Raw genomic sequence first — 24,353 nt, 5'->3', positions numbered from 1 at the left:
CGGAGAACCGGACATGCCTCGGATGAGATCCCGTACCGTCATCATCACCGGCGCGTCCGCCGGTGTCGGCCGCGCCATTGCCAAGCGCTTCGGCGAAGCCGGCGACCGCGTCGGCCTGATCGCGCGCGATGAGGAAGCGCTGCGAGACGTTCAGCGCGAGCTGCAGGGCTGCTTTGCCCATGCCGAGTACGAGGCCGTCGATGTCGCCGACGCGCAGGCGCTGTTCGAAGCGGCCGAGCGGCTCGAACAGCGGTTGGGTCCGGTCGACATCTGGATCAACGACGCCATGGAGACGGTGTTCTCGACGGTCGCCGACATCACGCCCGATGAATTCCGCCGCGTCACCGACGTGACCTATCTCGGCTTCGTGCACGGCACGATGGCGGCGCTGCGCTCGATGCGCCGGCGCGGCGAGGGCCGCATCATCCAGATCGGCTCGGCGCTCGCCTATCGCGGCATTCCGCTTCAGGCCGCCTATTGCGGCGCCAAGCATGCGATCCACGGCTTCACCGACTCGCTGCGCGCGGAGCTGATGCATGAGCGCTCGCGCATCACCCTGTGCATGGTCGATCTGCCGGCGGTGAACACGCCGCAATTCGATTGGGCGCGGGCGCATCTCGCGCATACGCCACGCCCGATGGGGCGTCCGGTCGAGCCGGAGGTGATCGCCGACGCCGTGTATCGCGTCGCCGCCGGCGGCTTCCGCGAATACTGGATCGGCTGGCCGACGCTGCTCACCATCCTCGGCAATGCCGTCGCGCCGGCTCTGCTCGACCACTACCTCGCCGCCAAGGCGATCGCGGGACAGCAGACCGATGTGCCACTGGTGCCCGACCGCACCGACAATCTCGACCATCCGGTCACGCGCCTGCACCGCACCCGCGGCTCGTTCAGCAAGGAGGCCGCGCAGCAGGCCGTGCTGTTGCCCGGCGACGTCGCCCGCGCTGCGACGGTCGCGATCGGAGCTGCGCTCTTCTTTGCGCTGGGAGCGACGATGAGCCGGCGGAGGTGGCGTTAGACTGTACGCCGCCATGCCGCCCTTGCGCCGCCACGGTCAGATGCGCTTCTCTGTTCCGCGACTTGCAGTCCGGTCCGGAGCGCCTCCATGACCATCGAGAGCATCAGCGCGATCACCATTGCCACCCACGACATGGCCCGCGCGGTCGCCTTCTATCGCGCGCTCGGCTTCGACGATATTCCCTATGGCGGCGCGGAGTCGCCGTTCACGACCTTCCGCGTCGGCGCTGGCTTTCTCAACCTCATCGCCACCCCCGAGGACAAACAATGGAGCTGGTGGGGTCGGATCATCTTCCATGTCTCGGACGTGGACGCGGTCTATGCCAAGGCGCTGGCCGCCGGCTTCTCGCCCTCGACCACGCCGCGCGATGCCGAATGGGGCGAGCGCTATTTCCACCTCACCGACCCCGATGGCCACGAGCTGAGCTTCGCGCGGCCGCTTCGGCGCTGAGCTAGCCGAGCTCGAAGCTCGTGACGCCGAACACCCGTTCGAGCCGCAGCGGCGGAATCGGCCCGGTGTACATGCGCGCCGTCTCGAACAGCGGCTTGAGCCCAAGACCCTCGGCGAGCGCGACCGCCTCCGGATTGATCGCGGGCACGTCGAGGAAAATCTCGCCATCGCCGATCGCACCGCATAGCGCCGCGACAATGACCTCGGCATCGGCGCGGCGATCCGCCACCAGCGGGCCGATCTTGTAGCCGGTGCGACAGGGACGGATCACGCCCCAAGCCACCAACTCACCGTCCCTTCGCAGAGCTCGGCCGACATGCTGGGGCGTGCCGATCCAGGTCTGCAGGAACGCGCGTCGCGCCGCCGGAAACACGGTCGCATCCGATGCTTCGATCAGCGAAATCGGCACGTCCGCCAGCGCGCCGAGATCGGCTCCGGCCGAGGCCCGCAGCACCGCGGGCCGGCCGCCAAAGCGGATGTTGGCATAGGCGTAGCTGAACCCGGACTTGCGATAATTGTCCTGCTGCGCGACCACGCCGTCGAGCCCAACCACCCGCGATCCCGCATGCGCCATCGCAGCCTGCCAGAGCCGCAGACCGTAGCCGTGCCCGCGCATGTCAGGACGCACGATGTAGAAGCCGAGAAAGGCAAAGCGATCGTCGTAATTCACGCAGGACACGGTCGCCACCGGCTCGCCCTTGAGCTCGGCGACGAGGAAGCCCTGCGGATCGACCGCCGCAAAGCAGGCGGCGTCGGACAGACCGGGATTCCAGCCTTCGGCCGCGGCCCAGTCTAGGGTGAGCGCAATTTCGTCTGGTCGCATTGGCCTGATGGTGAGGCCGTCTGTTGCATCGAAGGCGGACAACGTCATGTCTCCATCCTAATGCCTTGAAGGCAGCAGCGCATCAGCAACGATGCCTTGACTGACGCCGCCTCCACTGCTTCACCCACCAGACCCTACCACTTTGCCGGTAATGCGTCCGTCCCATAGAGGTCGAGTTGACAGCTCCTCTTGACAGAGACTCTACGCAGAGTCCGCCGCTCACTGCCCCTGCTACGGACCGCCTCATCAGCCTCGACATCCTGCGCGGCATCGCTTTGTTCGGCGTCATGGCGATCAACGTGGTGTTCGAATTCCGCATCTCGATCTTCGGCCAGTTTCTGCCGGCGTCGAGATCCCGTGAGGCGGGCACGACTTTCTTCACCGGCTCCTCCTCGCCCGACATGACCAGGCTCATGTGGGCCGTCATGAGCGATACGCCGTTCAATAGGGCCGTCGAGGACATACTCGCGCGGGCCGTCTCCATGAAGGCGTTTGCGCTGTTCTCGCTGCTGTTCGGCATCGGGCTGGCGATGCAGTTCGACAGGATCGTTGCGCACCGCCGTATCCCCCTTCTGCTCCGGCGGTTACTCGTCCTGCTCGCGATTGGCCTGCTGCACCTCACGCTGTTATGGAATGGCGATATCCTCACTGAATATGCGCTCGCCGGACTAATCGTGCTGCCGTTCCTGTTCGCCCCGAATTGGGTGGTCATCGCGAGCAGCCTCGCGCTGCTCGGCGTGTATTTCACCGGGGGCCTGACCTCCGTGGTACCGCTGCCGAGCCCGGCCTGGATGATGCAGCATGTGGCCGATGCCAATCGCGTCTACGCCAACGGCAGCTTCCTCCAGATCCTCGCGTTTCGACTATCCGAGATTGGCGCGATCGCGCCGTTGCATCTGTGGATCTTCCCGCGCACGCTCGGGCTATTTCTCGCTGGTTTCATGGTCTGGCGCTCTGGCATTGTGCGCGAGGCTTCCGGTCACCGCACCATGTTGCTGCTGACGGCGCTGGCCGCCTTCGCCGTGACAATCGACGCCGGCTCATCGCTTGCCACGGTCAGTCTAGCGCTAGCCTATGGGGCGCTGGTCGTCTCGGCTGCGAGCACCCCCCGGGGCATCCGCCTGCTCGGCTGGGCGGCTCCGATCGGGCGAATGGCCTTCACCAACTACCTCATGCAGTCCGTCATTTTCGGCCTCGTGTTCTACGGCTATGGTCTCGGTCTGTTCGGCCGGCTCAGCGTCTCGCTGGCCCTCGGCATCGGCATCATCGTCTATGTGCTCCAGGCGATCGCCAGCTGGGGCTGGCTGAAGCTGTTTCAGTTCGGCCCGGTCGAATGGCTGTGGCGCAGCCTGATGTATAATCAGCTGCAGCCGATGCGGCCTCGCTCGGAATCCTGATACGGCCCTCTCGCAGGTTATTTGCCCGTCGGGTTACTATGTCGCACCCTTGGGTCTGTTGCGCCGACGAGGCTGGGCAAGAATCCAAATTAGGAGGCTAGGAGGGCTCGGCGCGGTGCGACTTCGAGCCATAGCCGTATCATCGTCCAGTTTCGTATCAAGGCAAGCGGAATCGCCTCTCGTGCGGCATTGGCCTCGGCAGAGGCGGCGTGTTGAGCTGCACTAGCCCACGCGGTGATGCGGGCGAGGAAGTCGTTCAGGCCGAGAATGTTGAGGACGCGGCTAAAGTTGTAAGAGAGCGCCATGAGGCTCCATTCCCCGCGAACCTTGTCGAAGCTGCGGACGAGGAAATGCTGATACCCGGCGCGGCACTTGAGTGTGCCGAACGGATGTTCGACGAGGGCTGAGCGGCGACGCATCAGCCGGCCAGCCTGTTCGCTCGCCATTCTCTGGCGGTGACGATCCAGCACCTCCTCGTGCTCCCACCGAGAGACGTTGCGGCTTTTGGCCTTCGCGGAGAGGCAAGACGCCTTGAGGGGGCAGACGCTGCAGGTCGGCACTGAGCCCAGGTAACGGCGTTCCATTCTGCCGCTCGTATTCTTCCAGAGCTTCTTCGTGGGATGCAGCGCCTGGCCTGCGGGACACCGGTAGGTGTCGGTTGCGGAATCGTAGGTGAAGTCAGCTCGCGTGAAGCGCGTGTGCTTCTTGCCATTGCCGTGATGCAGCGGGACATAGGCGGTGATGCCATCATCCTCGCAAGCCTTGATATCCTCGCTGTTGTAGTAGCCGACATCGGCCAATATCTGCAGCGACGAGACCTCCAGGTTCTCCTTGGCCGCTATCGCCATCATATGCAGGTGTCGGACATCGCTGCGATTGACGACCTCGCTGGCGACGATCAGCTTGTTCTTGTCGTCAACGACGCTCTGGACGTTGTAGCCTGCAATCGTCTGATCGCCCTTGCTCAGCAGCCGCGCATCGGGGTCGGTCTTCGACACCTGTCCCTTGTCGTTTTTGTCAAGGTTCTCCAGATCGGACTGGGCGCGCTCACGCCGCGCCATCAGTTCCTTGATCCTGTCCCCGACATCGCCGCCGCCATTGCCATCCTTGCCGTTGTCGGGCCGCTTGGCTTCTGCTGCATCGTTGGTGTCGAGGGACTTGCCGTACGCCTCGATCTCCTCATCGAGCTTGGCGATCTGTTTGGCGAGCTTCCCGCGCGTGAAGATGCTGTCCTTGCTGGCATTGCCGTGGAATAGCGCCCCGTCGACCGCGACCAGGGTCCCGCCGATCAGATCGAGTTCGCGAAGCAGCAGCACGAAACTGCGGTTCGCGGCCTTCAGGGCCGCCCAGTTCTCCTTGCGGAAATTGGCGATCGTCCGGTAGCCGGGCTTGAGAGACTTCAGCAGCCAGATCAGTTCCAGATTGCGGCAGGCTTCACGCTCCAGCCGGCGTGATGACCGGATCTGGTTGATATAGCCATACAGGTACAGCTTCAGCAGATCGGACGGGGCGTATGGCGGCTGTCCCGCTCCCGCCGCGCGCCGGTCGGCGTGCCGAAATCCAAGCTTGGCAAGGTCGAGCGCATCGACATAGCCATCGATCGCACGAACCGGATTGTCCGCAGATACGTAATCCTCGATCCGCGGTGGAAACAGGCTGGCTTGCTCGCGGCTCTCACCGCTCTTGAACGGGCGATTCGTCATAAGCCGAATCGTACATCCCGCCACGCAAAACGCCCGAGATTCTTGCCCAGCCTCGTCGAGGCTGGGCAAGAATCCAAATTAGGAGGCTAGGAGGGCTCGGCGCGGTGCGACTTCGAGCCATAGCCGTATCATCGTCCAGTTTCGTATCAAGGCAAGCGGAATCGCCTCTCGTGCGGCGTTGGCCTCGGCAGAGGCGGCGTGTTGAGCTGCAATAGCCCACGCGGTGATGCGGGCGAGGAAGTCGTTCAGGCCGAGAATGTTGAGGACGCGGCTAAAGTTGTAAGAGAGCGCCATGAGGCTCCATTCCCCGCGAACCTTGTCGAAGCTGCGGACGAGGAAATGCTGATACCCGGCGCGGCACTTGAGTGTGCCGAACGGATGTTCGACGAGGGCTGAGCGGCGACGCATCAGCTGGCCAGCCTGTTCGCTCGCCATTCTCTGGCGGTGACGATCCAGCACCTCCTCGTGCTCCCACCGAGAGACGTTGCGGCTTTTGGCCTTCGCGGAGAGGCAAGACGCCTTGAGGGGGCAGACGCTGCAGGTCGGCACTGAGCCCAGGTAACGGCGTTCCATTCTGCCGCTCGTATTCTTCCAGAGCTTCTTCGTGGGATGCAGCGCCTGGCCTGCGGGACACCGGTAGGTGTCGGTTGCGGAATCGTAGGTGAAGTCAGCTCGCGTGAAGCGCGTGTGCTTCTTGCCATTGCCGTGATGCAGCGGGACATAGGCGGTGATGCCATCATCCTCGCAAGCCTTGATATCCTCGCTGTTGTAGTAGCCGACATCGGCCAATATCTGCAGCGACGAGACCTCCAGGTTCTCCTTGGCCGCTATCGCCATCATATGCAGGTGTCGGACATCGCTGCGATTGACGACCTCGCTGGCGACGATCAGCTTGTTCTTGTCGTCAACGACGCTCTGGACGTTGTAGCCTGCAATCGTCTGATCGCCCTTGCTCAGCAGCCGCGCATCGGGGTCGGTCTTCGACACCTGTCCCTTGTCGTTTTTGTCAAGGTTCTCCAGATCGGACTGAGCGCGCTCACGCCGCGCCATCAGTTCCTTGATCCTGTCCCCGACATCGCCGCCGCCATTGCCATCCTTGCCGTTGTCGGGCCGCTTGGCTTCTGCTGCATCGTTGGTGTCGAGGGACTTGCCGTACGCCTCGATCTCCTCATCGAGCTTGGCGATCTGTTTGGCGAGCTTCCCGCGCGTGAAGATGCTGTCCTTGCTGGCATTGCCGTGGAATAGCGCCCCGTCGACCGCGACCAGGGTCCCGCCGATCAGATCGAGTTCGCGAAGCAGCAGCACGAAACTGCGGTTCGCGGCCTTCAGGGCCGCCCAGTTCTCCTTGCGGAAATTGGCGATCGTCCGGTAGCCGGGCTTGAGAGACTTCAGCAGCCAGATCAGTTCCAGATTGCGGCAGGCTTCACGCTCCAGCCGGCGTGATGACCGGATCTGGTTGATATAGCCATACAGGTACAGCTTCAGCAGATCGGACGGGGCGTATGGCGGCTGTCCCGCTCCCGCCGCGCGCCGGTCGGCGTGCCGAAATCCAAGCTTGGCAAGGTCGAGCGCATCGACATAGCCATCGATCGCACGAACCGGATTGTCCGCAGATACGTAATCCTCGATCCGCGGTGGAAACAGGCTGGCTTGCTCGCGGCTCTCACCGCTCTTGAACGGGCGATTCGTCATAAGCCGAATCGTACATCCCGCCACGCAAAACGCCCGAGATTCTTGCCCAGCCTCGTCGGGCAAATCAGATGCACATTTCCCGGCGTCACGGCCCACGAGAGGGGCGCCTCGCGATCGTCACGAGCGTTGGGCCGTTGATGCGATGGCCGTCGCGGCATCAGGCGCGTTTGCGCAAGACGACTGGTGGCGCGGCGGACGGCGAAATCGTGTGGTCCTGACATCCCGACGCTGATGTCAACTCACGGCGAAGCTTTGCTTCGCATGGGGATGGTGGCCAGAAAGCCCGGCGCACCAGGGAGATCACGTATAAGCCGTAAGCCCGTCGTGCAGGGAAGGCCGGAAGTTGCGGCCAAACCTGTGGTGACTGCCGCCTGCTTTTCTTCCTGCAGGCGGGCCATGGGGGCGGCGAGCTCCCGGCCTTCCCTGCGCCCTCTTCCTTCGAGGGCCGATGTCGGAACAACAACTCGGGCGCAAGGCGCCGCGAGATCGCGGATGCACGTCTTGAAACTCATTGCAGCGAGCGAGCTACTTCCCCGGCCAGACCGGTTTACGCTTCTCCGCAAACGCCTTCAGCCCTTCCTTGGCGTCTTCGGTCATCGCGAGCAGCGCGATCTGGCTTTCGAGATAGGCGATCGACTCGTCGAACGACATCGAGGCGATCGCGCGCATCGCGTATTTGCCGCGGCGGATCGCGGTCGGGGATTTGTCGACGATGCGCCCGATCAGCCAGTCGATCTTGGCATCGAGTTCGGCGGCGGGAACGACGTGATTGAGCAGACCGGCGGCTTGCGCGGCCTTGGCATCGAACGGCTCGCCCGTCAGCGCCCATTCGTTGACAAGCCTGGGCGGCGCGATGGTCTGCAGCAGGCTCAGCACCTGCATCGGGAACACGCCGACCTTCACCTCCGGCAGGCCAAAGGCGACGTGATCGGCTGCGACCGCCATGTCGGTCATGCACAACAGTCCCATGCCGCCGGCCATGCAGACGCCGCCGACACGCGCGATCGCGGGCTTGGTGGCGTTCTGCGAGAGTCTCAGCAGATCCGCGTAGTCGACATTGGGCCGCGAGAAATCCATGGCAAAGGCAGCGCCCGAGTTCTGCAAATCGGCGCCGGCGCAGAAGGCCTTGTCCCCCGCTCCCGTCAGCACGATGACGCGCACCTCCGGATCGTCATGCGCCTGGCGGTAGCCGCGCGAGATGCCCGCGATGACGTCGCCATTGAGCGCGTTGCGCTTCTCCGGGCGGTTGATGGTGATCCAGAGGGCCTGCCCGCGCTTGTCGAGAATCACGCTGTCGTCGGTCATTGCCTTGCCTGTCGCTTGCTGTCGAATGCCGGATTGTGGCGGGATAGCCGCGAGGAGCAAGGAAAACTTGCGTCAGGAGGCCGCGCGGCGGCCGATCTCGGCAATGACGCCGCGCAGCAGCGGACTCGCCGGCTCGAACTGGCCGTCGCGCAGGAACGCGACGGTCTGCCGGAACGACGTCGGATGCACCAAGAGGCCCATATGCGAGGCCTTGATCACCGTGTAGTCCGTCATCTCGGCGAACTTGCAGCTCTCGACCGAGACGCGGCCGTCATTGGGCCATGGCAGCAGGAACAAGCCGGCGATCGGATCGAGGAAACGGTTTCCGGCGATCACCCCGATTTCGTAATCGGCCGGCGGGAGCGAGGCGAGCGCGACGTTGTTCTTCGTCACCAGCTGCAGACCGGCCGGCCCGAAATAGGCGCGGTAGAGCGCGACGTTCTGCAGCCGATCGGCAACTTCGCTGCCGCCATTGGGCGTGCCCAGCATGACGACGCGGCCAAGCCGCGGAGGACGGTGACGGCCGATGGTGACCCGCGCCAGCAACCCGCCCATCGAATGGGTCACGAAATGGATCGGGCCATCGATCGCAGCGGCAAAATCCGTGATGGCCGGATGGATGTCCTCTGCCAGACGCTCCAGCGGCTTCTTGCGGCTCTCATAGTCGAGGTTCAGCGTGGCGAAGCCCGCGCGTTGCAGCCGCTTTTCCAGCGGGCGCAGCATCAATGAGCGACCGGCGATGCCATGCAGCAGCACGACCCCCGCGTGGCGGGGGCCATTCTGGTGGCGACGTCGGCGCAGCGATGCCATCACGCGACTTCTTTCTCCTCCGCATCGCGCTCCGAAGCAGCCTCCTTGGCAGCTTCCTCGGCCAGCGTCTTCGCACCGACATAGTCGGTCTTGCCGGAGCCGAGCAGCGGGATCTTGTCCACGACCATCACGACAGCCGGCACCGCAAGCTCCGGCGCGCCTTGCGCCTTGGCCTGGCGCTGCATGGCGGCGCGCTCGGCATCCTTCTGCGTGGTGATCAGAACGATGCGCTCACCCTTGCGCTGGTCCGGGATCGACACCGCGACCGAGGCCGCCTGCGGCCACAAGGTTGCGGCGATCTGCTCGACCACCGTGAGCGAGACCATCTCGCCGGCGATCTTAGCGAAGCGCTTGGCGCGTCCCTTGATCGTGATGAAGCCCTGTTCGTCGATGGTGACGATGTCGCCGGTGTCGTGCCAGCCCTCAGGAAGTGCTTCGAGCACGCCGGGGTTTTCCGCCCTGACATAGCCGAGCATGACGTTGGGACCGCGGACCGAGAGACGGCCGCCCTCCTCGATGCCCGGCACCTTATCCAACCGGTACTCCATCAGCGGCGAGAGGCGGCCGACGGTGCCGACGCGGTTGGCCATCGGCGTATTCATCGCCAGCACCGGCGCAGTCTCCGTGACGCCGTAGCCTTCGAGAACGCGGATGCCATAGCGCTCCATGTAGATCTGCCGTGTGCGATCCTTGACCGGCTCTGCGCCCGCAATGACCAGCCGCAGCGTGCGGAAATCATAGGCATGGGCGGAGCGGGCATAACCGGTCAGGAAGGTGTCGGTGCCGAACAGAATGGTGGCGCCGGTCTGGTAGATCAACTCCGGCACGATCCGGTAATGCAACGGCGACGGATACATGTAGATCGGGATGCCCGCCAACATGGGCATCATCATGCCGCCGGTGAGGCCGAAGGAGTGGAACACCGGCAAAACGTTGAACACAAGACCGTTAGCATTGGCATCGACCCGCGCCAGCGCCTGTGCGGCATTGGCCAGGATGTTGCGGTGGGACAGCACGACGCCCTTTGGAGTCCCCTCCGAGCCCGAGGTGAACAGAATCACGGCTGGGTGATCGGCGTTACGCGGGACGCGCGGCTTGCTGCCGTCGAGAATGCCCTTGATCTTGTCGACCGCGCCGACGGAGGCCTTGACGTCCTCCAGATAAACCAGACGGGCCTGACCCTCGATCGCGGCAATCAGCTTGTCGAGCTTGCCCTTCTCGATGAAGCCGCGCGAGGTCAGCACCGTCGTGACCTGCGCAGCCTTCATCGCAGCCAGCACGTTCACCGGGCCGGCGGAGAAGTTGAGCATCGCCGGAACGCGACCGATCGACTGCAGCGCCATGAACACGACAGCGACGCCGGCGGAGTTCGGCAGCAGCACGCCGATGTTCTCGCCGACCATGGTGCCGTGCTCGAGCTTGCGGCTGAGCACCTGCGCGCCAAGCAGCAGCTTGCGATAGGTCAGCTTGGTGCCGAGCGGATCCTCGATCATGACCTTGCCGGTGTCATGGTCGCGATGGGCATGCGCCAGCGCCTCGAACAAGGTGCGGTCGAGCATGGCGTTCTTGACCATCGCGTCGATCATGACGTCCTGCAGCGCCGCGCCGGCTGCATTGCGACGAGTCTTGCCTTTGAGGGCTGCGTCAATCGTGAGCTTGACCGGCGGCAGGATCGTCACCGTCACCTTGGGAAACCAGGACCGCTTGATCTGGCCGTCCTTGAGATAGCTGAGATGCGAGCGCTGGGCGCCCTCGATGCGCACGGGCACGACGACGGCGTCGGCCTTGTCGGCGATCATCGCCGTGCCATCATAGACCTTCATCAGCGAGCCCGACACCGTGATGCGGCCTTCCGGGAAGATCACCACCGGCTCTTGGCTCGCCACCAGCTTGATGAGGTCGCGCGCGCCGAGCGGCTTCGTCGGATCGATCGTGATGTGGCTCACCAGCTTCAGGAAGACCTTCGCCCACCAGGCTTTGGAGATGCCGGTGTCGACAGCGAAGGTCGCATCGATCGGCAACACCGCATGCAGCAGCGGACCATCGATCAGGCTGACATGGTTCGGCGCGATCAGCATCCGGGTGCCCACCGGCGGAAGGTTTTCCAGCCCGCGCACCTCAGTGCGGAACAGCGCGCGGAACAGCATCGCGCCGAAGTCGCGCACGCCCTCGCGGCCCCATTTGTTCAGGACGAACCAGACGGCGCCGAAGCTCGCCAGCGCAAGGCCGAAGAAGATCCAGGCGATCGAGACGCCTGCAGCTTGAAGAAGAGCCACGCCGAGCGAGCCGACCACCATGAACGCCGCTTGCAGCACGTTGCCGGCGGCGATGACACGGGCGCGCTCATTGGACTCCGACCAGGCCTGCACGGCGGCAAACGCCGGCACCACGAACAGACCGCCGCCGAACGCGAACAACGCGAAATCGATCAGCATGCGGGCGCCTGCCCAGGAGCCGATGAAGCCGAGCGGCGTGAGACCCTTTGCGGTGTCCGTGGTCGCGATAGCCCAGGACAGATCGAGACCGAGCACGCCCATGATGATGGCGCCGAGCGGCACCAGAGCGAGATTCGGGCGGACATGGCTGAGGCTGGCGGCGAACAGCGAGCCGATGGCGATGCCGACCGCGAAGATCGCAAGGCACAGCGTGACGACGCCTTCGGTGCCGCCGACCACATCCTTGACCAGCGCCGGCAGCAGCGACAGCACGACGGCGCCGACCAGCCAGAACCACGACACGATCACCATGCCGTCCCACAGCCGCGGCGCGGCATAGAGCGACTTCAACAGATGCGACGTCGAGCTCCAGGGATTGGCCGTGATGCAGAGATCCGGGGCGGACGGCGCGGTGTGCGGAATGCGCGAGGCGGACGCCCAGGAGATCACGGCAAGGCCGATCACCGCGAGCGCGACCCAGCCCATATGCGAGGAGCCGGAGACCAGTTGGCCGCCGGCGATCGTACCGATGAGGATCGCCATGAAGGTCGCGCCTTCGACCAGCGCATTGCCGGTGGCGAGCTCGCCGACCGTGAGTTGATCCGGCAGCATGGCGTATTTCACCGGGCCGAACAGCGCGGCGATGATTCCGAACATGCCAAGGGCAACGAACAGCAGCGGAACCGAATGCAGGAAGAAGCCGAGCGCCGCGAAGCCGGCGGCGAAGATCTCGGCAAACTTCAGCCGGCGGGCGACGACGCCCTTCACGTAGCGATCCGCCAGCTCGCCCCCGAGCCCGGACAGGATGAAGAACGGAAAAATGAAGACAGCGCCGGCCACGGTCACCAGCGCATCGCCGTGGGACGTGACCGCGCCATAGAGCAGCATGATGACGAGCGCATTCTTCAGGACGTTGTCATTCAGCGCCGAAGAGAACTGCGCCCAGAACAGCGGGGCGAAGCGGCGCGAGGACATCAACTGCTTGATCATGGTCGTTTCCTGGTGTGCTGCGGCAGCTTGGCCGCAAGGATCGCAAGAGCGTTGAAGCTTGGTGCTGAAATAGACACTCGTAGGGCCCGAGATCTCTCTTATGCGCGGCGACGAACCTGTTTCCGTGGCCGGCTGCTCCGCAGCGGGCTTCGCGACAGCAGCGCCATCGTGTCGGCCAGCGTGAGGGAGGACCACACCAGCGCCACGAGCCCTGCTGCGAAGCCAGTGCGTAGCTGCGAGCCCAGCGGCAGCGCAACGATGCCGCCGCCGACCAGCACGAACGATATCGCGAAGGTCATGTGCAAAATGCTTATCCAGAGAGAGGGCCGTTGCACGGAAACGATGGGACGTGAGCACATGGTGACCGCTTCGTTGCGCTGGGACCGGCGATTTGAGCGGAGGTCAGCTCAGTTCGCTCAAATAGTGGAAGCAGCCGAACAGGCCACCGCGGCGAAGCCGGCGCCCTTCCCGACCGGCGGCGCGAAAGAGTTGGTCTCCAGCACCCCGCCGTGCTCGCCGCGCGGCCAGAAGACCGGCGACGTCACAAGCATTGGCGATCCGCTCAACACGCGCCGCCACAAGGTGAGACGCCGCCCGGACCAAACCGTTCAGCAAAGGCTGAAGGTCGAGGGAAAAAAGCTGCGGACCGCGAGAACTGAGAACCTGCATTGGATGACTCCTCATATTTTGAGCGATGCTCAAAATATGTATCGCATGCATGAGCGATGCTCAAGGAGTTTTTGCAGGTCGGAGCGATGAGGTAAACAGATCCCTTCCCGGCGCAGTCAATACTCCGCGCCGGAATTTCAAAACACTGATAATGCTGGCGTTTTAGCGTCGAAGCGCCGGGTTACCCCGTCGATTTTCGCAGCCATACCTTGTTGTCGTGGAAGGCAGCGCCCCCGATGGGCGCGACGGTGTCGGCCGCGGTCAGCGAGTTGATGCCGCGACCGCCGACATGAGCGCGGTTCGGGTGGATCGATTCAGCGATCAATACCCCACGCTGAACGCCGTCGAACAACCGGGCCACCAGGGAGGTTTGCCCGCGCGCATTGCCGAGCGTCACGACGTCGCCCTCGGCGATGCCGAGCGAGCCAGCATCGAGCGGATGGATCATCACCGATGGCGCCCCCTCCCGCGCCTGGGAGGATGGGGTCTCGTTGAACGACGTGTTGAGGAACGAGCGCGCGGGACTCGTCGCGAGACGGAACGGATGCTGCTCGTCCGTCTCCTCGGTCACCGCCCAATGGTCCGGCAGAGACGGCATCCGCTCGGGGTTGCCCATCACCCGTCCGAACGGCGGGTGGACCCAGTCCGCCTTGAAATGGAATTTGCCGTCCTTGTGCGCGAAGCCGTCGAGATAATGCGAGGTGCGAAAATCCGGCTGCAGGTCGCGCCAGACATCGGCCTCGAGCGCGGCGATGTCGCCATGGCCGCTCTTCTTCAAGGTCGCGTCGATCAATTCGCGCGGCGTCATCTCGAAGCCAGCATGAACTGCGCCCAGTCGGCGCGCCAGTCCCTGCAGCACCTCATGGTTCGAACGGCATTCACCGGGGGGATCGATCAGCTTCGGCCCGACCGAAATGTGCTGGTGGCCGCCGCCGTAGTAGAGGTCGTCGTGCTCCATGAACATCGTCGCCGGCAGCACGATGTCGGCCATCTGCGCCATCTCGGTCATGAATTGTTCATGGACCGCAACGAACAGATCCTCGCGTGCGAAGCCTTGGCGAACCAGATCCTGCTCAGGCGCCACCGTCATCGGGTTCGTGTTCTGGATCAGCATCGCCTTGACCGGCGGCCCACCACAGAGCGCGTCGCGATCTCCCGTCAGGATACGCCCGATCTTCGACTGGTCGAGGAAACGGATCGAGTGATCAATCGCGTCATGGCCCTCGATGATCGACTCGTCGAAGTGCCACAGAGCGGCATTGTTGAAGAACGCCCCGCCCCCCTCATATTGCCAAGCGCCGGTCACGGCGGGGATGCAGGACGCGGCATGCATCTGCGTGGCACCATTCCGGCTGCGGGTGAAGCCATAGCCGAGACGGAAAAACGTCCGGTTGGTCTCGCCGACCAGCTTTGCAAAAGCTTCGATCTCGTTCACCGGAACACCGCAGATCCGCGAGGCCCATTCCGGAGTGCGCGTCTTCAGATGAGCCTCGAGCTCATCAGGACAATCCGTGTACTTGGCCATGTAGGCGCGATCAGCATGACCATCGCGAAACAAAACGTGCATCACGCCGCACGCAAACGCGCCATCGGTGCCCGGACGCAGGATGATCTTGATGTCAGCCTGCTTCATCGTCTCGTTGTCGTAGATATCGACTACCGCAATCTTGGCACCGCGCTCTTTTCGCGCGCGCGCCGCATGGGTCATGACATTGACTTGCGTGTTGACAGGATTCGTGCCCCAGATGACGACTAAATCCGACAGCGCCATCTCGCGCGGATCGACGCCTGCAATTTTTCCGGTGCCGATCGCAAAGCCGATGCGCGCGACGTTGGCGCAGATCGTCGAATAGAACCGCGAGTATTTCTTGACGTGCGTGAGCCGATTGAGGCCGTCTCGCATCACGAGTCCCATCGTGCCCGCATAGTAATAGGGCCAGACGGATTGCGAGCCGAACTCACGCTCGGTCTGGAGAAACCGCTCTGCGATCTCGTCGAGCGCTTCATCCCAGGACATGCGCGCGAACTCGCCCGAGCCTTTGGGGCCGACACGACGCATGGGATGCATGAGCCGTTCGGGATGATGAATGCGCTCGGCATATCGCGCCACCTTGGCGCACACGACCCCCGCCGTATATGTCTGCCGTTTCGAGCCGCGAACACGCCCGATCGTGTTCTGATCAATCACCTCCACGTCGAGCGCGCAGGCCGACGGACAATCGTGCGGACAGGTGGAGTGGCGGATATCGATGCGAGTCTGCTGGTTCATGGGCCGATTGTTAACATCAAACACGGCATCAGCCGAGAGCGTTTGCGAAGCGGTCGCATGAGCAAAACGCGACGGTCTCCTGCCCGGGAAGCATTCCTCTCTGGATCACCCGGCGCATCCTCCTGCGGCGAAGATCCTGACGCGCAACGTCGCGCCCACGATTTGCACCTGTTCGGCCGTCACCGAAAACGCGGTTATCGTCGCAACACACGCACCAACGCCTCCACTGAATGCCTGCTGGAAGGGGCCGAAGCCTTGCATCGCACCATGAGGATGCCTCAGGTATCAGGCGTTTACTGTTGCCAAGGGAGTTTCATATATTAGTATATCAGTTGAGGAGCAATGATGCCCAGCCGTGTCCCAAGGAAATTGGCGTCCGTGCCGCGTCCGGCCGCCTCTCGCATCCGCCGGAACAGACGGCGCCGCGGCGAAACCGCCGCGTCGCGCATCTATACGGATCTCCGAGCTGAGCTGGTCTCGCTGGCGCGCCGACCGGGCGAGCCCATTTCGGAAGCACAGATCGCAACAGCCTATGGCGTGAGTCGGACGCCTGTTCGAGAAGCCATTCTGAAGCTTTCGGATGAGGGACTGGTGGAGATCTTCCCGCAGTCCGGCATCTTCGTATCGAGAATTCCAATTGCTGCGCTGCCAGAGACAATCATCATCCGCAAGTCTCTCGAGGAGACCACCGCGAGGGCGGCGGCGGAGCGCGCGTCCCCCAGTCAGCTCCTCGATCTGCACGCAACGATCGAACGTCAGCGCGAGGCATGCGCTGCGAAGGATCGCGAAGCCTTCCACCAAGCGGACGAGATGTTCCATGCAGGTATCGCTGAGGTTGCAGGCTACCCTGGAATATGGAAGCTGATCCTGCAAGTGAAGGTTCACGTCGACCGCTATCGTCGACTGACATTGCCTCAGATCGGACGAATGTCGGAAGTGATCGCTGAACATGGATCAATCCTGGCGGCGATCGAAAAGCACAAGCCGGACATTGCGCGAGCCGCCATGGCAAGTCATCTGGAACGGCTTCTGGACAACATCTCCGAAATCCAAACTCTCAATCCAGAGTATTTCGACCAACCCACCTGGTAAACGATGGCCGCAGCATCCGACTTCGGCTAGCGATCAGGGAAAAGTCGGCGGAGGGACGCCATGAAGAGACGCGACTTCATCAAATTGACAGCCGCAATCGCCGGTGCAACGACTCTGCCACCGTTCTCGGCCGCGCTCGCGCAATCGAATGCGGCGTTCAAAGCCTCCGATGTCCAGCCGCCCGGCTATCCAACCGTCGCAGCGACGGAAAGCCTCGGCAAGAAGCTGGCGGCTGCGACGAATGGCCGGCTGGCAATCCAGATGTATCCATCTGCGCAACTCGGCGGAGAGAAGGAGACCATCGAACAGACCCAGATCGGGGCGATTCAGATGCTGCGCGTGAGCGCCGGATCATTGGGACCGATCGTCGATGACATCAACGTCGTCAACATGCCGTTCCTGTTCAAGAGCATCGAACATTCCGAGAAGATGATGGACGGCGCGATCGGGCAGGACCTGCTCGACCGCGTCAGCGCTCATCCGAGCGCGAACCTCGTAGCCCTCTGCTGGATGAACTCCGGCGCGCGAAGCATCTACAACACCAAGAGGCCGATCCGGAAGGTGGAGGACGTCAAGGGCCTCAAGATACGCGTGATCGGCAATCCGATCTTCATCGATATGATGAACGCGCTGGGTGGGAGCGGCGTGGCAATGAGTTATGAGCAAGTCTTCAGTGCGCTGCAGACAGGCGTGATCGATGGAGCCGAGAACAACGCGCCGAGTTATGTCTTCAGCAATCACTACACCGCAGCGAATTACTACTCGCTGACACAGCATCTGGTCATTCCGGAGATCCTGGTGTTCTCGAAGCGGGCTTGGGCCAATCTTTCGAATGAAGATCAGGCATTGATCAAGAAATTCGCGCGCGAAGCTCAGGTGGAAGAGCGCGAACTCTGGAAGGCCTACGAGCGCGAGGCCATGGAGAAGGCCAAGGCGGGCGGAAGCGAGATCATCGCAATCACGGACAAGGCGCCCTTCCAGAAGGCGGTCAAGCCAGTCTGGGACAAATACGGCCCGAAGTACCAGGACATGATCAAGCGAATTCAAGAAATCGCTTAGCGAGGTTCGTGCAATCGGGAGATTTGTGCTGGAAGAGCGCGGGTTGTGGCGTCGCGTCCTATTCGTCCGCGTCCTCACCGGCCTCGGCCAAACCGCGCAGAGGCTCCGGATTCAGGAGTACAATCGCGCCGTGCTCGAGTCGCACCCAGTCCCGCGCAGCCCAAGCTCGCAATTGCTTGTTGATGCTCTCGCGCGTCATGCCCACCATCTCGCTGATCTCCTGCTGGGTGATGGCGATGGTGCGGCTCGCATCGACCTTTTGCTTCTCGGTAAGACCGAGCAGAGCACTGGCGAGACGTCGGGGAAGATCCTGCAGGATGACCTGCTCGACCTGATCGCTGGTCCAGCGCAACCGATCGCAGAGCAGCTCGATGAACTTCATCGCAAGCACTGGCTGGCTCTTGACGAAGGGCAGGAACTCGCGGCGATCGATGACCAGTATTTCGCAATTCGTGTTGGCCGTCGCGTCAGCGGTTCGCTCGCGTCCGTCGAGCACAGCGACCTCGCCAAAGATCTCGCCCGCGCTGATCAGGTTCAGGATGGCGTTGCGGCCGTCAGGTGACGAGACGCTGATTTTGACTGTGCCGCTGATCACTGCATACAGGCTCGAGCCGGGGTCGCCTTTTGAGAAGATGGTGGCGCCGCGCTTGAGCGTGGTCGGCTTCGCATAACGGCACAGCTGATCGAGGGCATCCGGCTCGAGTTCGCGAAAAATCGGATGCTGCCGCAGCACCGATAGCTTGCCGCTGCTCGATGATCGGCTGTTGGCCTTCTTCTCCTCAGTCACACCGCATCTCCCAGGCGCCCCTACCCTACCCACCAAGGAGATGTCGAGCCGGTGACGGAGGCCCTGATGGCGTCAGGGCACCACGGGCTCGTCTATCGCCACCGGCACAGACGACCCTTCGGCCCCGACCACCCATCCCTCGATGTCCGCTTCCCCTTCGGAATACGGCAGATCGGCAGTTTGTCCAGGAAAATACGGCGAAGATCAATGGAGGCAGCCAAAGCCATCGGCCCCGGAGACCAGGCGTGAGCTGGCCGAGGAGCCAACGGGAGCCTCTCTTGCGGCCCAGCGGTGACTTCCGGCGCCTTGCGCAAAGCCGCCCCCGCTCCCGGAAATCAGTCGCGGGAGGGTCGGCTGCTTAGGCCCGAACGTATCCCGGCGTCAGGTCCGAGGCTTGGTCTGCGAATCGGCCCAGAGCAGGACCGCCGCAAAGGCTACAAAAACCGCCACCACTGCAAAGCTGACCATCATGGCATCGAACGGCATCTCTCTCCCCCTTCTTAGAGTTTGAGACACTGTCCCTCAGCGGACGCACAGCAGTCTTTGATTCAAATCAATGCAAAGCGCCGCGAGCGCCTCAGGCAGCAGCCAGAGCCTCGGCGCGGGCCGAATCCCGGAGCGATACGCCGCCCGGCAGGATGGCTATGACTCCGTCCCGCTCAAGCTTCGTAAATGTCCTGCTCACCGTCTCAATGGTGAGTCCCAGATAGTCGGCAATGTCCTGACGGCTCATCGGGAGCGGCACGATGTTCGAAGGGCCTCGCAGCTCGACGAGCCGATCCCTCCAGCCGACCAGGAAGGTCGCAACCTTTTCCTCAGCCGATCTGCGACCGAGCAGCACCATGTGGTCCCGCGCCTGATTGAGCTCCTGGACCGCCAGCTGGTTCATTCGACGCAACAGATTTGGCTTGTCTTCGGCGAAACGACCAAACGGCAGCTTGGCGAACTGACACACCGTGACCGGACCGATGGCATCGGCGGAAAACCCATGCCGGTCTTCTGTCGTCATCCCCACGAAGTCGCCGGGCAGCACAAATCCGACGATCTGCCTGCGACCATCGGGCAAGAGCTTGTAGAGCCTCATGACTCCATCAAGCAGATTGTAAAAACAAGACGACGTATCCTCTTGCGCGAAAACGGTCTCGCAGGAGCCGAAGCTGACGCGACGGCTGAGTTGCTCGAACTCCCGCATCTCGAACTGATCCAGCGATGCGCAAACGCTGAACCCTCGCACGGCACAATCGGCGCAGCCCTGCCCGTGGAAATCGACTGCAACGAGAGACGTCTTCATACAGGGCTCCGCTGGGCCAAGCGCAAAGAGAATAGCCGCATTCTAGCGGATGCTCGGAGTTCCAGTTGATTCAAATCAAATGAGGGGACAATCCGGGCACTATCGTGGCGCAAAATACCTTGTGACTTGGACGTGATGCATGCAGCGGTCCGCCTTCTGCGCTCTCCTTCTGACCCTCTCGTTGTCTCTTCCGTCCCATGCTGCATCAACTCCCGAACAGCGCGGCCGGATCTATGCGAAGACGCATTGCGCGCGATGCCATGCCATCGGCAAGGTCGGAGACAGTCCATTTCGACCGGCTCCTCCGTTTCGAACGCTGCACCTGCGTTATCCGATCGAGACCTTGGGCGAGGCGCTTGCCGAAGGGATCGTCACCGGCCACCCGGCGATGCCGCAATTCGAGCTCTCTCCTCCCGAGATCAACGACCTGCTGTCGTATCTGAAGAGCCTCGAATAGACCCGGCGCCGCGTCCCCGACTAGATCACGACCCGTTTCGGCGGAAACGCATCGTGATCTTATCTCCTTGTTTGAGCATGATCTTTTCGGAAGACCGGTTTCCGCTTTTCCGGATCATGCTCTAGAGAGCTTGGATCGTCCAAGCCAGAATCGATTTGGCGACACGACCGAAAGCCTGGTCGAAAGCAGCCACCGACTCCGCGGGATCGAGCTTGGCCAGCGGTTGACTGTCGTCAAACAGCCGAGACGCAATGACCTTGCCACTCTTGTCCACCAGCCGCGCCGACAACCCGATCTCAGCCACCGCCGCCGCATCGGCATTGATCCGGAAACGGCGAACGTCGATCAGCAACTGAAAATCCGGCTGGCCGAGATCCGATGTCCGCAGCGGCGCGTGGCTCACGTCGTAGTTTTCGAATGCATCGATCAGACGCGCCTGCAGCAGCTTGGGAATGCTGTCCGCCCATAGAAAATCGGCGAAGCCCGGATAATCCTTGGCCGGCGAGAACAGCATGCGCTGGGTCTGCAGCATCGCCACCGCCGTTGGATCGGGGATAGCGAGTTGCCCTTTGATGACCTTGGTGACCGGGCCCAAATCCCGCGGCGCCACCAGATCATAGGTGGTCTTCTGGGCCGGCGCACCGCCGCCTGTCATCTTCTCGAGGCCAGAGACGATCCCATCGAGCTTGCCGGTATTCCGCGCCAGCCCATCCGAGAACGTCTTGAGATTGGCGATGGTGTCCTTCAGCGGACCGGCATTCTCCGCAAGAACAGCATCGACGCGTCGCAAGGCATCACGTGCAGCCTGGGTCATGCTCTGACCCGCGCCAGCTTCTGCCACCAGGAGCGACACGCCGCCAGCTGCGGCCGACGACGAGCCACCTTCCAACGCGATGACGGGCACGCCCGTCAATCCCTGGAATTCCAGGCCGACCTTGGTATCGGCGCGCACCGGCGTGGCCGACGAGACCGAAATCGTCGCATTGACCCGGCGCGGGTTGTCCGGCGCCAAACCGAGCTCCGTCACTTCGCCAACGCGGATGCCGTTGAACAGAACGGCAGCGCCGACCAGCAGGCCGGGTACGGATCCCTCGAACTGCACACGGTAGGTCGTCCTCGGCCCGAGGCCCCCCGTGTTGTTAAGCCAATACACGAAGCCAAAGATTGCGACGATGGCCGCCAGCACGAAGCCGCCGATGACAGCAAAGGGGGCACGTGTTTCCATCTTCAACTCGCTTTCGGTTGCAGCATCTGGGATCGCTTGCCATGAAAGTAGGCCTTTACCCAGGGATGTTCGGATCGAAGCAGATCACTCATCGGGCCAATCGCAACGATCTTGCCGTCGGCCAACGCAGCGACACGGTCGCAGACGGTATTCAGGCTGGCCAGGTCATGCGTTACCATGAACACGGTCAGTCCCAAGGTCTGCTGGAGGGTCTTGATCAAAGCATCGAAATCGCCGGCGGAGATCGGATCGAGACCGGAGGTCGGCTCATCGAGAAACACAATCGCCGGGTCCAGCGCGAGTGCCCGCGCCAGCGCAGCGCGTTTGGTCATGCCGCCGGAGAGTTCCGCTGGAAATTTGTCGCCATCCTCGGCGCGAAGGCCAACCATTTCGAGCTTGGCGATGGCAATCTCGTCCATCAACCCCTGCGACATCTGCAGATTCTCGCGCAACGGAAACTGGACGTTCTGCTTGACGGTCAGCGATGAAAACAGCGCTCCCTGCTGAAACAGGATGCCCCAGCGCGTTGCCGCTTTCTGGGTAGCACGCTCCGCCGCGCCACCAAGCGGTACGCCCATCACCTCGATGGTCCCGCTGCGCCGTGGAATGAGCCCGATGATCGTTCGCATCAGGACCGATTTGCCGCCACCGGATGCGCCGACCAATCCGAGAATCTCGCCACGGCGAACGTCCAGAGAGAGCTCGTTCAACACGACCTGCCGGCCGAAGCCCACGACGAGGTCGGTCACCCGAATGGCGCTCGATTTTCCACTATCATCCATTGCTACATTCCAATGGATGCGAAGAACACGGCGAACAGGCCGTCAAGCACGATCACCAGAAAGATCGACTTCACGACCGACGTCGTCGTCTGTTGCCCCAGCGATTCCGCGCTCCCTTTCACGCGAAGGCCTTCGCTGCACGCGACAATGCCGATCACAAGCGCCATGAACGGCGCCTTCAACATGCCCACTTCGAAATGCGTGACGGAGATCGCCTCATGCAGTCGCGCGATGAAGATGGCCGGTCCCATGCCACCGTAGAGCTGGGCGACCAATCCCCCGCCATAGAGCGCGGCCATTGACCCGATGAAGGCCAGCATGGGCAACGTCAAGACCAGCGCGACGATCCGCGGCAAAATCAGGACCTCGACGGGATCGAGCCCCATCGTCACCAGGGCATCGATTTCCTCCCGCATCTTCATCGATCCGAGCTCCGCGGTGTAGGCGCTGCCCGATCGTCCCGCCACCATGATCGCAACGATCAGGACACCCAGCTCACGCAGAACGAGAATCCCGACCATGTCGACGACATAAGACTCAGCGCCAAAACGCCGAAAGTGGAAGATGCCCTGCTGGGCGATGATGGCGCCGATCAGGAACGTGATCAACACCACGATCGGGATGGCCTGCCAGCCGATCCGGTACATCTGATAGATGAGCGACGTGATGCGCAGCGATTGCGGCCGTCGCAGCGTTCGCACCAAGGCGAACGACAGCGCCGCAAGCATGTCCAGAAACACGGTGATGTCCTGGGCGGCAGACAGCGTCGAACGGCCGAGATCCGTGAGCTTGGCGACGATCGGGTTCTGATGCGGCACCGGCGCGATCTCGCGCCGATTGACCTGTCGAACCTCCTCGACCAGTCCGAGGTAGTTCTCGGCAACGCCAGTCATTTCGACATGGCGACCGTTAGCGGAAGCTTGGCGACCAAGCTTCTCGAGCAGCCAGGCTCCGACGGTGTCGATCTCGGTGACCTCGCCGAGGTCGAGCTTCACAGCTTTTGCGGCGCCCAGCTTGGCGCTGGCCGAGCCGGTCAAGCTCTCGAGCTCAGCGACGTTGAGAGAGACCCAGGGGCCACTCGGACGGAGTTCGAGCACCTCTTCCGTCGCCTCGGCGATCAATCCCGGATGAGAACGCAATCGAATGTCTCCCTCGCTCTGCGTGTCGCTGGACACAGCACGTTCCTAGATCCCACCGGCCCGCCCCGCTTGACATGCATCAAACGGCACATGGCACACGATTGAGCGAAATCAAGCTTCCCGCTGTTGCTGCTTCTACAATGGATTGACACAGGACAAAACATGGCGATCGACGCTGCAACACTCAGGAACGAACTGGATGCTCTGACGCACGAGCTCGGGCACCTGTTGCGGCACGCTGCCACACATCAAACCGGCGCCAATGCGCAGGCGACGACAGAGCCGATCGAGGCAGCGATCAGCGCACTGCGGTCAGGTCTGAGCGATGGCGATCTTCAGTTGGAACAGCTGATCCGGGCTCGTCCGATCATGGCGACGGCTACAGCCTTTACGATCGGCATGGCCATCGGCCTCCTCTTGCGGAGAACTTAAGTGGATACGGAGAATGTCGCTAAACATTTACGCCTTCTCTGGCGTACCGACCGTGTCATCGCCGACATCAGGCTTCGACATCTGCTCGTCGGCCTTGGCTTGCGCGCCTTCGCCGCGCTAATTGCCGTCTTCGGTCTGCTGATGCTCGAACTGGCGGCCTATCTTGCGCTGGTCCAGGTCACCTCCGCAGTGCTGGCTGCCGCAGCGCTCGGCGGCTGCAATTTCGTCATCGCGGCGGTCCTGCTGATCCTCGCGTCCCGTGCGCCGTCAGGTCGCGAGATCGAGCTGGCCAACGAGATTCATTCCTCATCGATGGATGCGCTTCAGCTCGAAGCGCGGTCCCTGCAAGCTGACATCTCGAACATCGTCAATCATCCGCTCAACAAGCTGATTCCGCTTCTTGTCGTTCCCCTCGCGACGATGGTCATCAGGGCGCTGCGCGCGCATGCCGGATCTGAGAACGAGACAGCGAATCCGCCGCCTGATGGCGCTCCAACGGCCTGAACGCGCTTTCCGCCGCAGCTTGCG

At 62.7% G+C, this 24,353-nt stretch carries 22 protein-coding genes; 9 read left to right on the top strand and 13 right to left on the bottom strand.

Going from position 1 to position 24,353, the window contains the following annotated elements; genetic code table 11:
- Positions 1-13: 13 nt before the first annotated feature.
- The gene (locus tag BRAD285_RS08475; protein WP_006609519.1) at positions 14-1,018 is read left to right on the top strand and encodes an SDR family oxidoreductase; all 1,005 of its coding nucleotides are present in this window, start codon (positions 14-16) and stop codon (positions 1,016-1,018) included.
- Positions 1,019-1,105: 87 nt separating this feature from the next.
- Positions 1,106-1,468 (top strand): VOC family protein, encoded by a 363-nt coding sequence (locus tag BRAD285_RS08470; protein WP_006609520.1) that lies wholly within the window; start codon positions 1,106-1,108, stop codon positions 1,466-1,468.
- A 1-nt stretch (position 1,469) separates the two neighbouring features.
- On the opposite strand, the gene BRAD285_RS08465 is transcribed toward BRAD285_RS08470, so the two are convergent.
- Positions 1,470-2,339, bottom strand: coding sequence for a GNAT family N-acetyltransferase (locus tag BRAD285_RS08465; RefSeq protein ID WP_006609521.1), 870 nt, complete (start codon positions 2,337-2,339; stop codon positions 1,470-1,472).
- A gap of 128 nt (positions 2,340-2,467) precedes the next feature.
- Between BRAD285_RS08465 and BRAD285_RS08460 the strand changes: the two genes are divergently transcribed.
- Positions 2,468-3,688, top strand: a complete 1,221-nt coding sequence (locus BRAD285_RS08460; RefSeq protein ID WP_006609522.1) for a DUF418 domain-containing protein — start codon at positions 2,468-2,470, stop codon at positions 3,686-3,688.
- 89 nt (positions 3,689-3,777) lie between these two features.
- On the opposite strand, the gene BRAD285_RS08455 is transcribed toward BRAD285_RS08460, so the two are convergent.
- From BRAD285_RS08455 to BRAD285_RS08430, 6 genes are all read right to left on the bottom strand, one after another.
- Positions 3,778-5,391: an IS1182 family transposase gene (locus BRAD285_RS08455; protein WP_087877634.1), complete on the bottom strand. Its 1,614-nt coding sequence runs from the start codon at positions 5,389-5,391 to the stop codon at positions 3,778-3,780.
- A gap of 78 nt (positions 5,392-5,469) precedes the next feature.
- Entirely contained in the window at positions 5,470-7,083 is a 1,614-nt protein-coding gene (locus tag BRAD285_RS08450) for an IS1182 family transposase (RefSeq protein ID WP_087877574.1), read from the bottom strand.
- Positions 7,084-7,608: 525 nt separating this feature from the next.
- Complete coding sequence (locus BRAD285_RS08445) at positions 7,609-8,388, bottom strand: enoyl-CoA hydratase/isomerase family protein (RefSeq protein WP_006609796.1); 780 nt, start codon at positions 8,386-8,388, stop codon at positions 7,609-7,611.
- Between the two features lie 72 nt (positions 8,389-8,460).
- Complete coding sequence (locus BRAD285_RS08440) at positions 8,461-9,198, bottom strand: triacylglycerol lipase (protein ID WP_006609795.1); 738 nt, start codon at positions 9,196-9,198, stop codon at positions 8,461-8,463.
- Positions 9,198-12,623 carry an acyl-[ACP]--phospholipid O-acyltransferase gene (locus tag BRAD285_RS08435; protein WP_006609794.1) on the bottom strand — a complete coding sequence of 1,142 codons (3,426 nt, stop codon included), beginning with the start codon at positions 12,621-12,623 and terminating at the stop codon, positions 9,198-9,200. Before BRAD285_RS08435 ends, BRAD285_RS08440 begins: the two co-directional genes overlap by 1 nt.
- 98 nt (positions 12,624-12,721) lie before the next feature.
- Positions 12,722-12,922: a hypothetical protein gene (locus tag BRAD285_RS08430; RefSeq protein ID WP_244422042.1), complete on the bottom strand. Its 201-nt coding sequence runs from the start codon at positions 12,920-12,922 to the stop codon at positions 12,722-12,724.
- A gap of 58 nt (positions 12,923-12,980) precedes the next feature.
- Between BRAD285_RS08430 and BRAD285_RS35305 the strand changes: the two genes are divergently transcribed.
- Positions 12,981-13,382 (top strand): hypothetical protein, encoded by a 402-nt coding sequence (locus tag BRAD285_RS35305; protein WP_139020546.1) that lies wholly within the window; start codon positions 12,981-12,983, stop codon positions 13,380-13,382.
- A gap of 91 nt (positions 13,383-13,473) precedes the next feature.
- Here the strand turns inward: BRAD285_RS35305 and BRAD285_RS08425 are convergent, their stop codons facing one another.
- Positions 13,474-15,561: a molybdopterin oxidoreductase family protein gene (locus tag BRAD285_RS08425; RefSeq protein ID WP_006609792.1), complete on the bottom strand. Its 2,088-nt coding sequence runs from the start codon at positions 15,559-15,561 to the stop codon at positions 13,474-13,476.
- A 402-nt stretch (positions 15,562-15,963) separates the two neighbouring features.
- On the opposite strand from BRAD285_RS08425, the gene BRAD285_RS08420 reads away from it, so the two are divergent.
- Both BRAD285_RS08420 and dctP read left to right on the top strand, forming a co-directional pair.
- Positions 15,964-16,653, top strand: coding sequence for a GntR family transcriptional regulator (locus BRAD285_RS08420; protein ID WP_035644712.1), 690 nt, complete (start codon positions 15,964-15,966; stop codon positions 16,651-16,653).
- Positions 16,654-16,713: 60 nt separating this feature from the next.
- Complete coding sequence (gene dctP, locus BRAD285_RS08415) at positions 16,714-17,712, top strand: TRAP transporter substrate-binding protein (protein WP_035644682.1); 999 nt, start codon at positions 16,714-16,716, stop codon at positions 17,710-17,712.
- A 58-nt stretch (positions 17,713-17,770) separates the two neighbouring features.
- Here dctP and BRAD285_RS08410 read toward each other — a convergent pair whose 3' ends face one another.
- Complete coding sequence (locus BRAD285_RS08410; RefSeq protein ID WP_006609789.1) at positions 17,771-18,499, bottom strand: Crp/Fnr family transcriptional regulator; 729 nt, start codon at positions 18,497-18,499, stop codon at positions 17,771-17,773.
- A 577-nt stretch (positions 18,500-19,076) separates the two neighbouring features.
- The gene (locus BRAD285_RS08405) at positions 19,077-19,790 is read right to left on the bottom strand and encodes a helix-turn-helix domain-containing protein (protein WP_006609788.1); all 714 of its coding nucleotides are present in this window, start codon (positions 19,788-19,790) and stop codon (positions 19,077-19,079) included.
- Between the two features lie 139 nt (positions 19,791-19,929).
- Here BRAD285_RS08405 and BRAD285_RS08400 point away from each other — a divergent pair, with 139 nt between their 5' ends.
- Positions 19,930-20,247, top strand: a complete 318-nt coding sequence (locus BRAD285_RS08400; RefSeq protein ID WP_006609787.1) for a cytochrome c — start codon at positions 19,930-19,932, stop codon at positions 20,245-20,247.
- 121 nt (positions 20,248-20,368) lie between these two features.
- Here the strand turns inward: BRAD285_RS08400 and BRAD285_RS08395 are convergent, their stop codons facing one another.
- From BRAD285_RS08395 to BRAD285_RS08385, 3 genes are read right to left on the bottom strand one after another with little or no spacing between them, the layout of a single operon-like run.
- A complete protein-coding gene (locus BRAD285_RS08395; RefSeq protein WP_006609786.1) occupies positions 20,369-21,472 on the bottom strand; it encodes an MlaD family protein in 1,104 nt (367 codons plus the stop codon).
- A gap of 2 nt (positions 21,473-21,474) precedes the next feature.
- Positions 21,475-22,254, bottom strand: coding sequence for an ABC transporter ATP-binding protein (locus tag BRAD285_RS08390; protein WP_006609785.1), 780 nt, complete (start codon positions 22,252-22,254; stop codon positions 21,475-21,477).
- Between the two features lie 2 nt (positions 22,255-22,256).
- Complete coding sequence (locus BRAD285_RS08385; protein WP_006609784.1) at positions 22,257-23,393, bottom strand: ABC transporter permease; 1,137 nt, start codon at positions 23,391-23,393, stop codon at positions 22,257-22,259.
- 162 nt (positions 23,394-23,555) lie between these two features.
- On the opposite strand from BRAD285_RS08385, the gene BRAD285_RS08380 reads away from it, so the two are divergent.
- Both BRAD285_RS08380 and BRAD285_RS08375 read left to right on the top strand, forming a co-directional pair.
- Positions 23,556-23,825 (top strand): hypothetical protein, encoded by a 270-nt coding sequence (locus BRAD285_RS08380; RefSeq protein ID WP_006609783.1) that lies wholly within the window; start codon positions 23,556-23,558, stop codon positions 23,823-23,825.
- On the top strand, positions 23,826-24,329 hold the full coding sequence (locus BRAD285_RS08375; RefSeq protein WP_006609782.1) for a hypothetical protein: 504 nt from the start codon (positions 23,826-23,828) through the stop codon (positions 24,327-24,329). It begins immediately after the preceding gene.
- Positions 24,330-24,353 lie beyond the last annotated feature (24 nt).

Origin of the sequence: Bradyrhizobium sp. ORS 285, from assembly GCF_900176205.1 — a bacterium.
In the GTDB taxonomy this organism is placed as follows: Bacteria; Pseudomonadota; Alphaproteobacteria; order Rhizobiales; family Xanthobacteraceae; genus Bradyrhizobium.
Note: the sequence above shows the minus strand (reverse complement) of the source record. Positions and strands in the feature narration are given on the sequence as shown.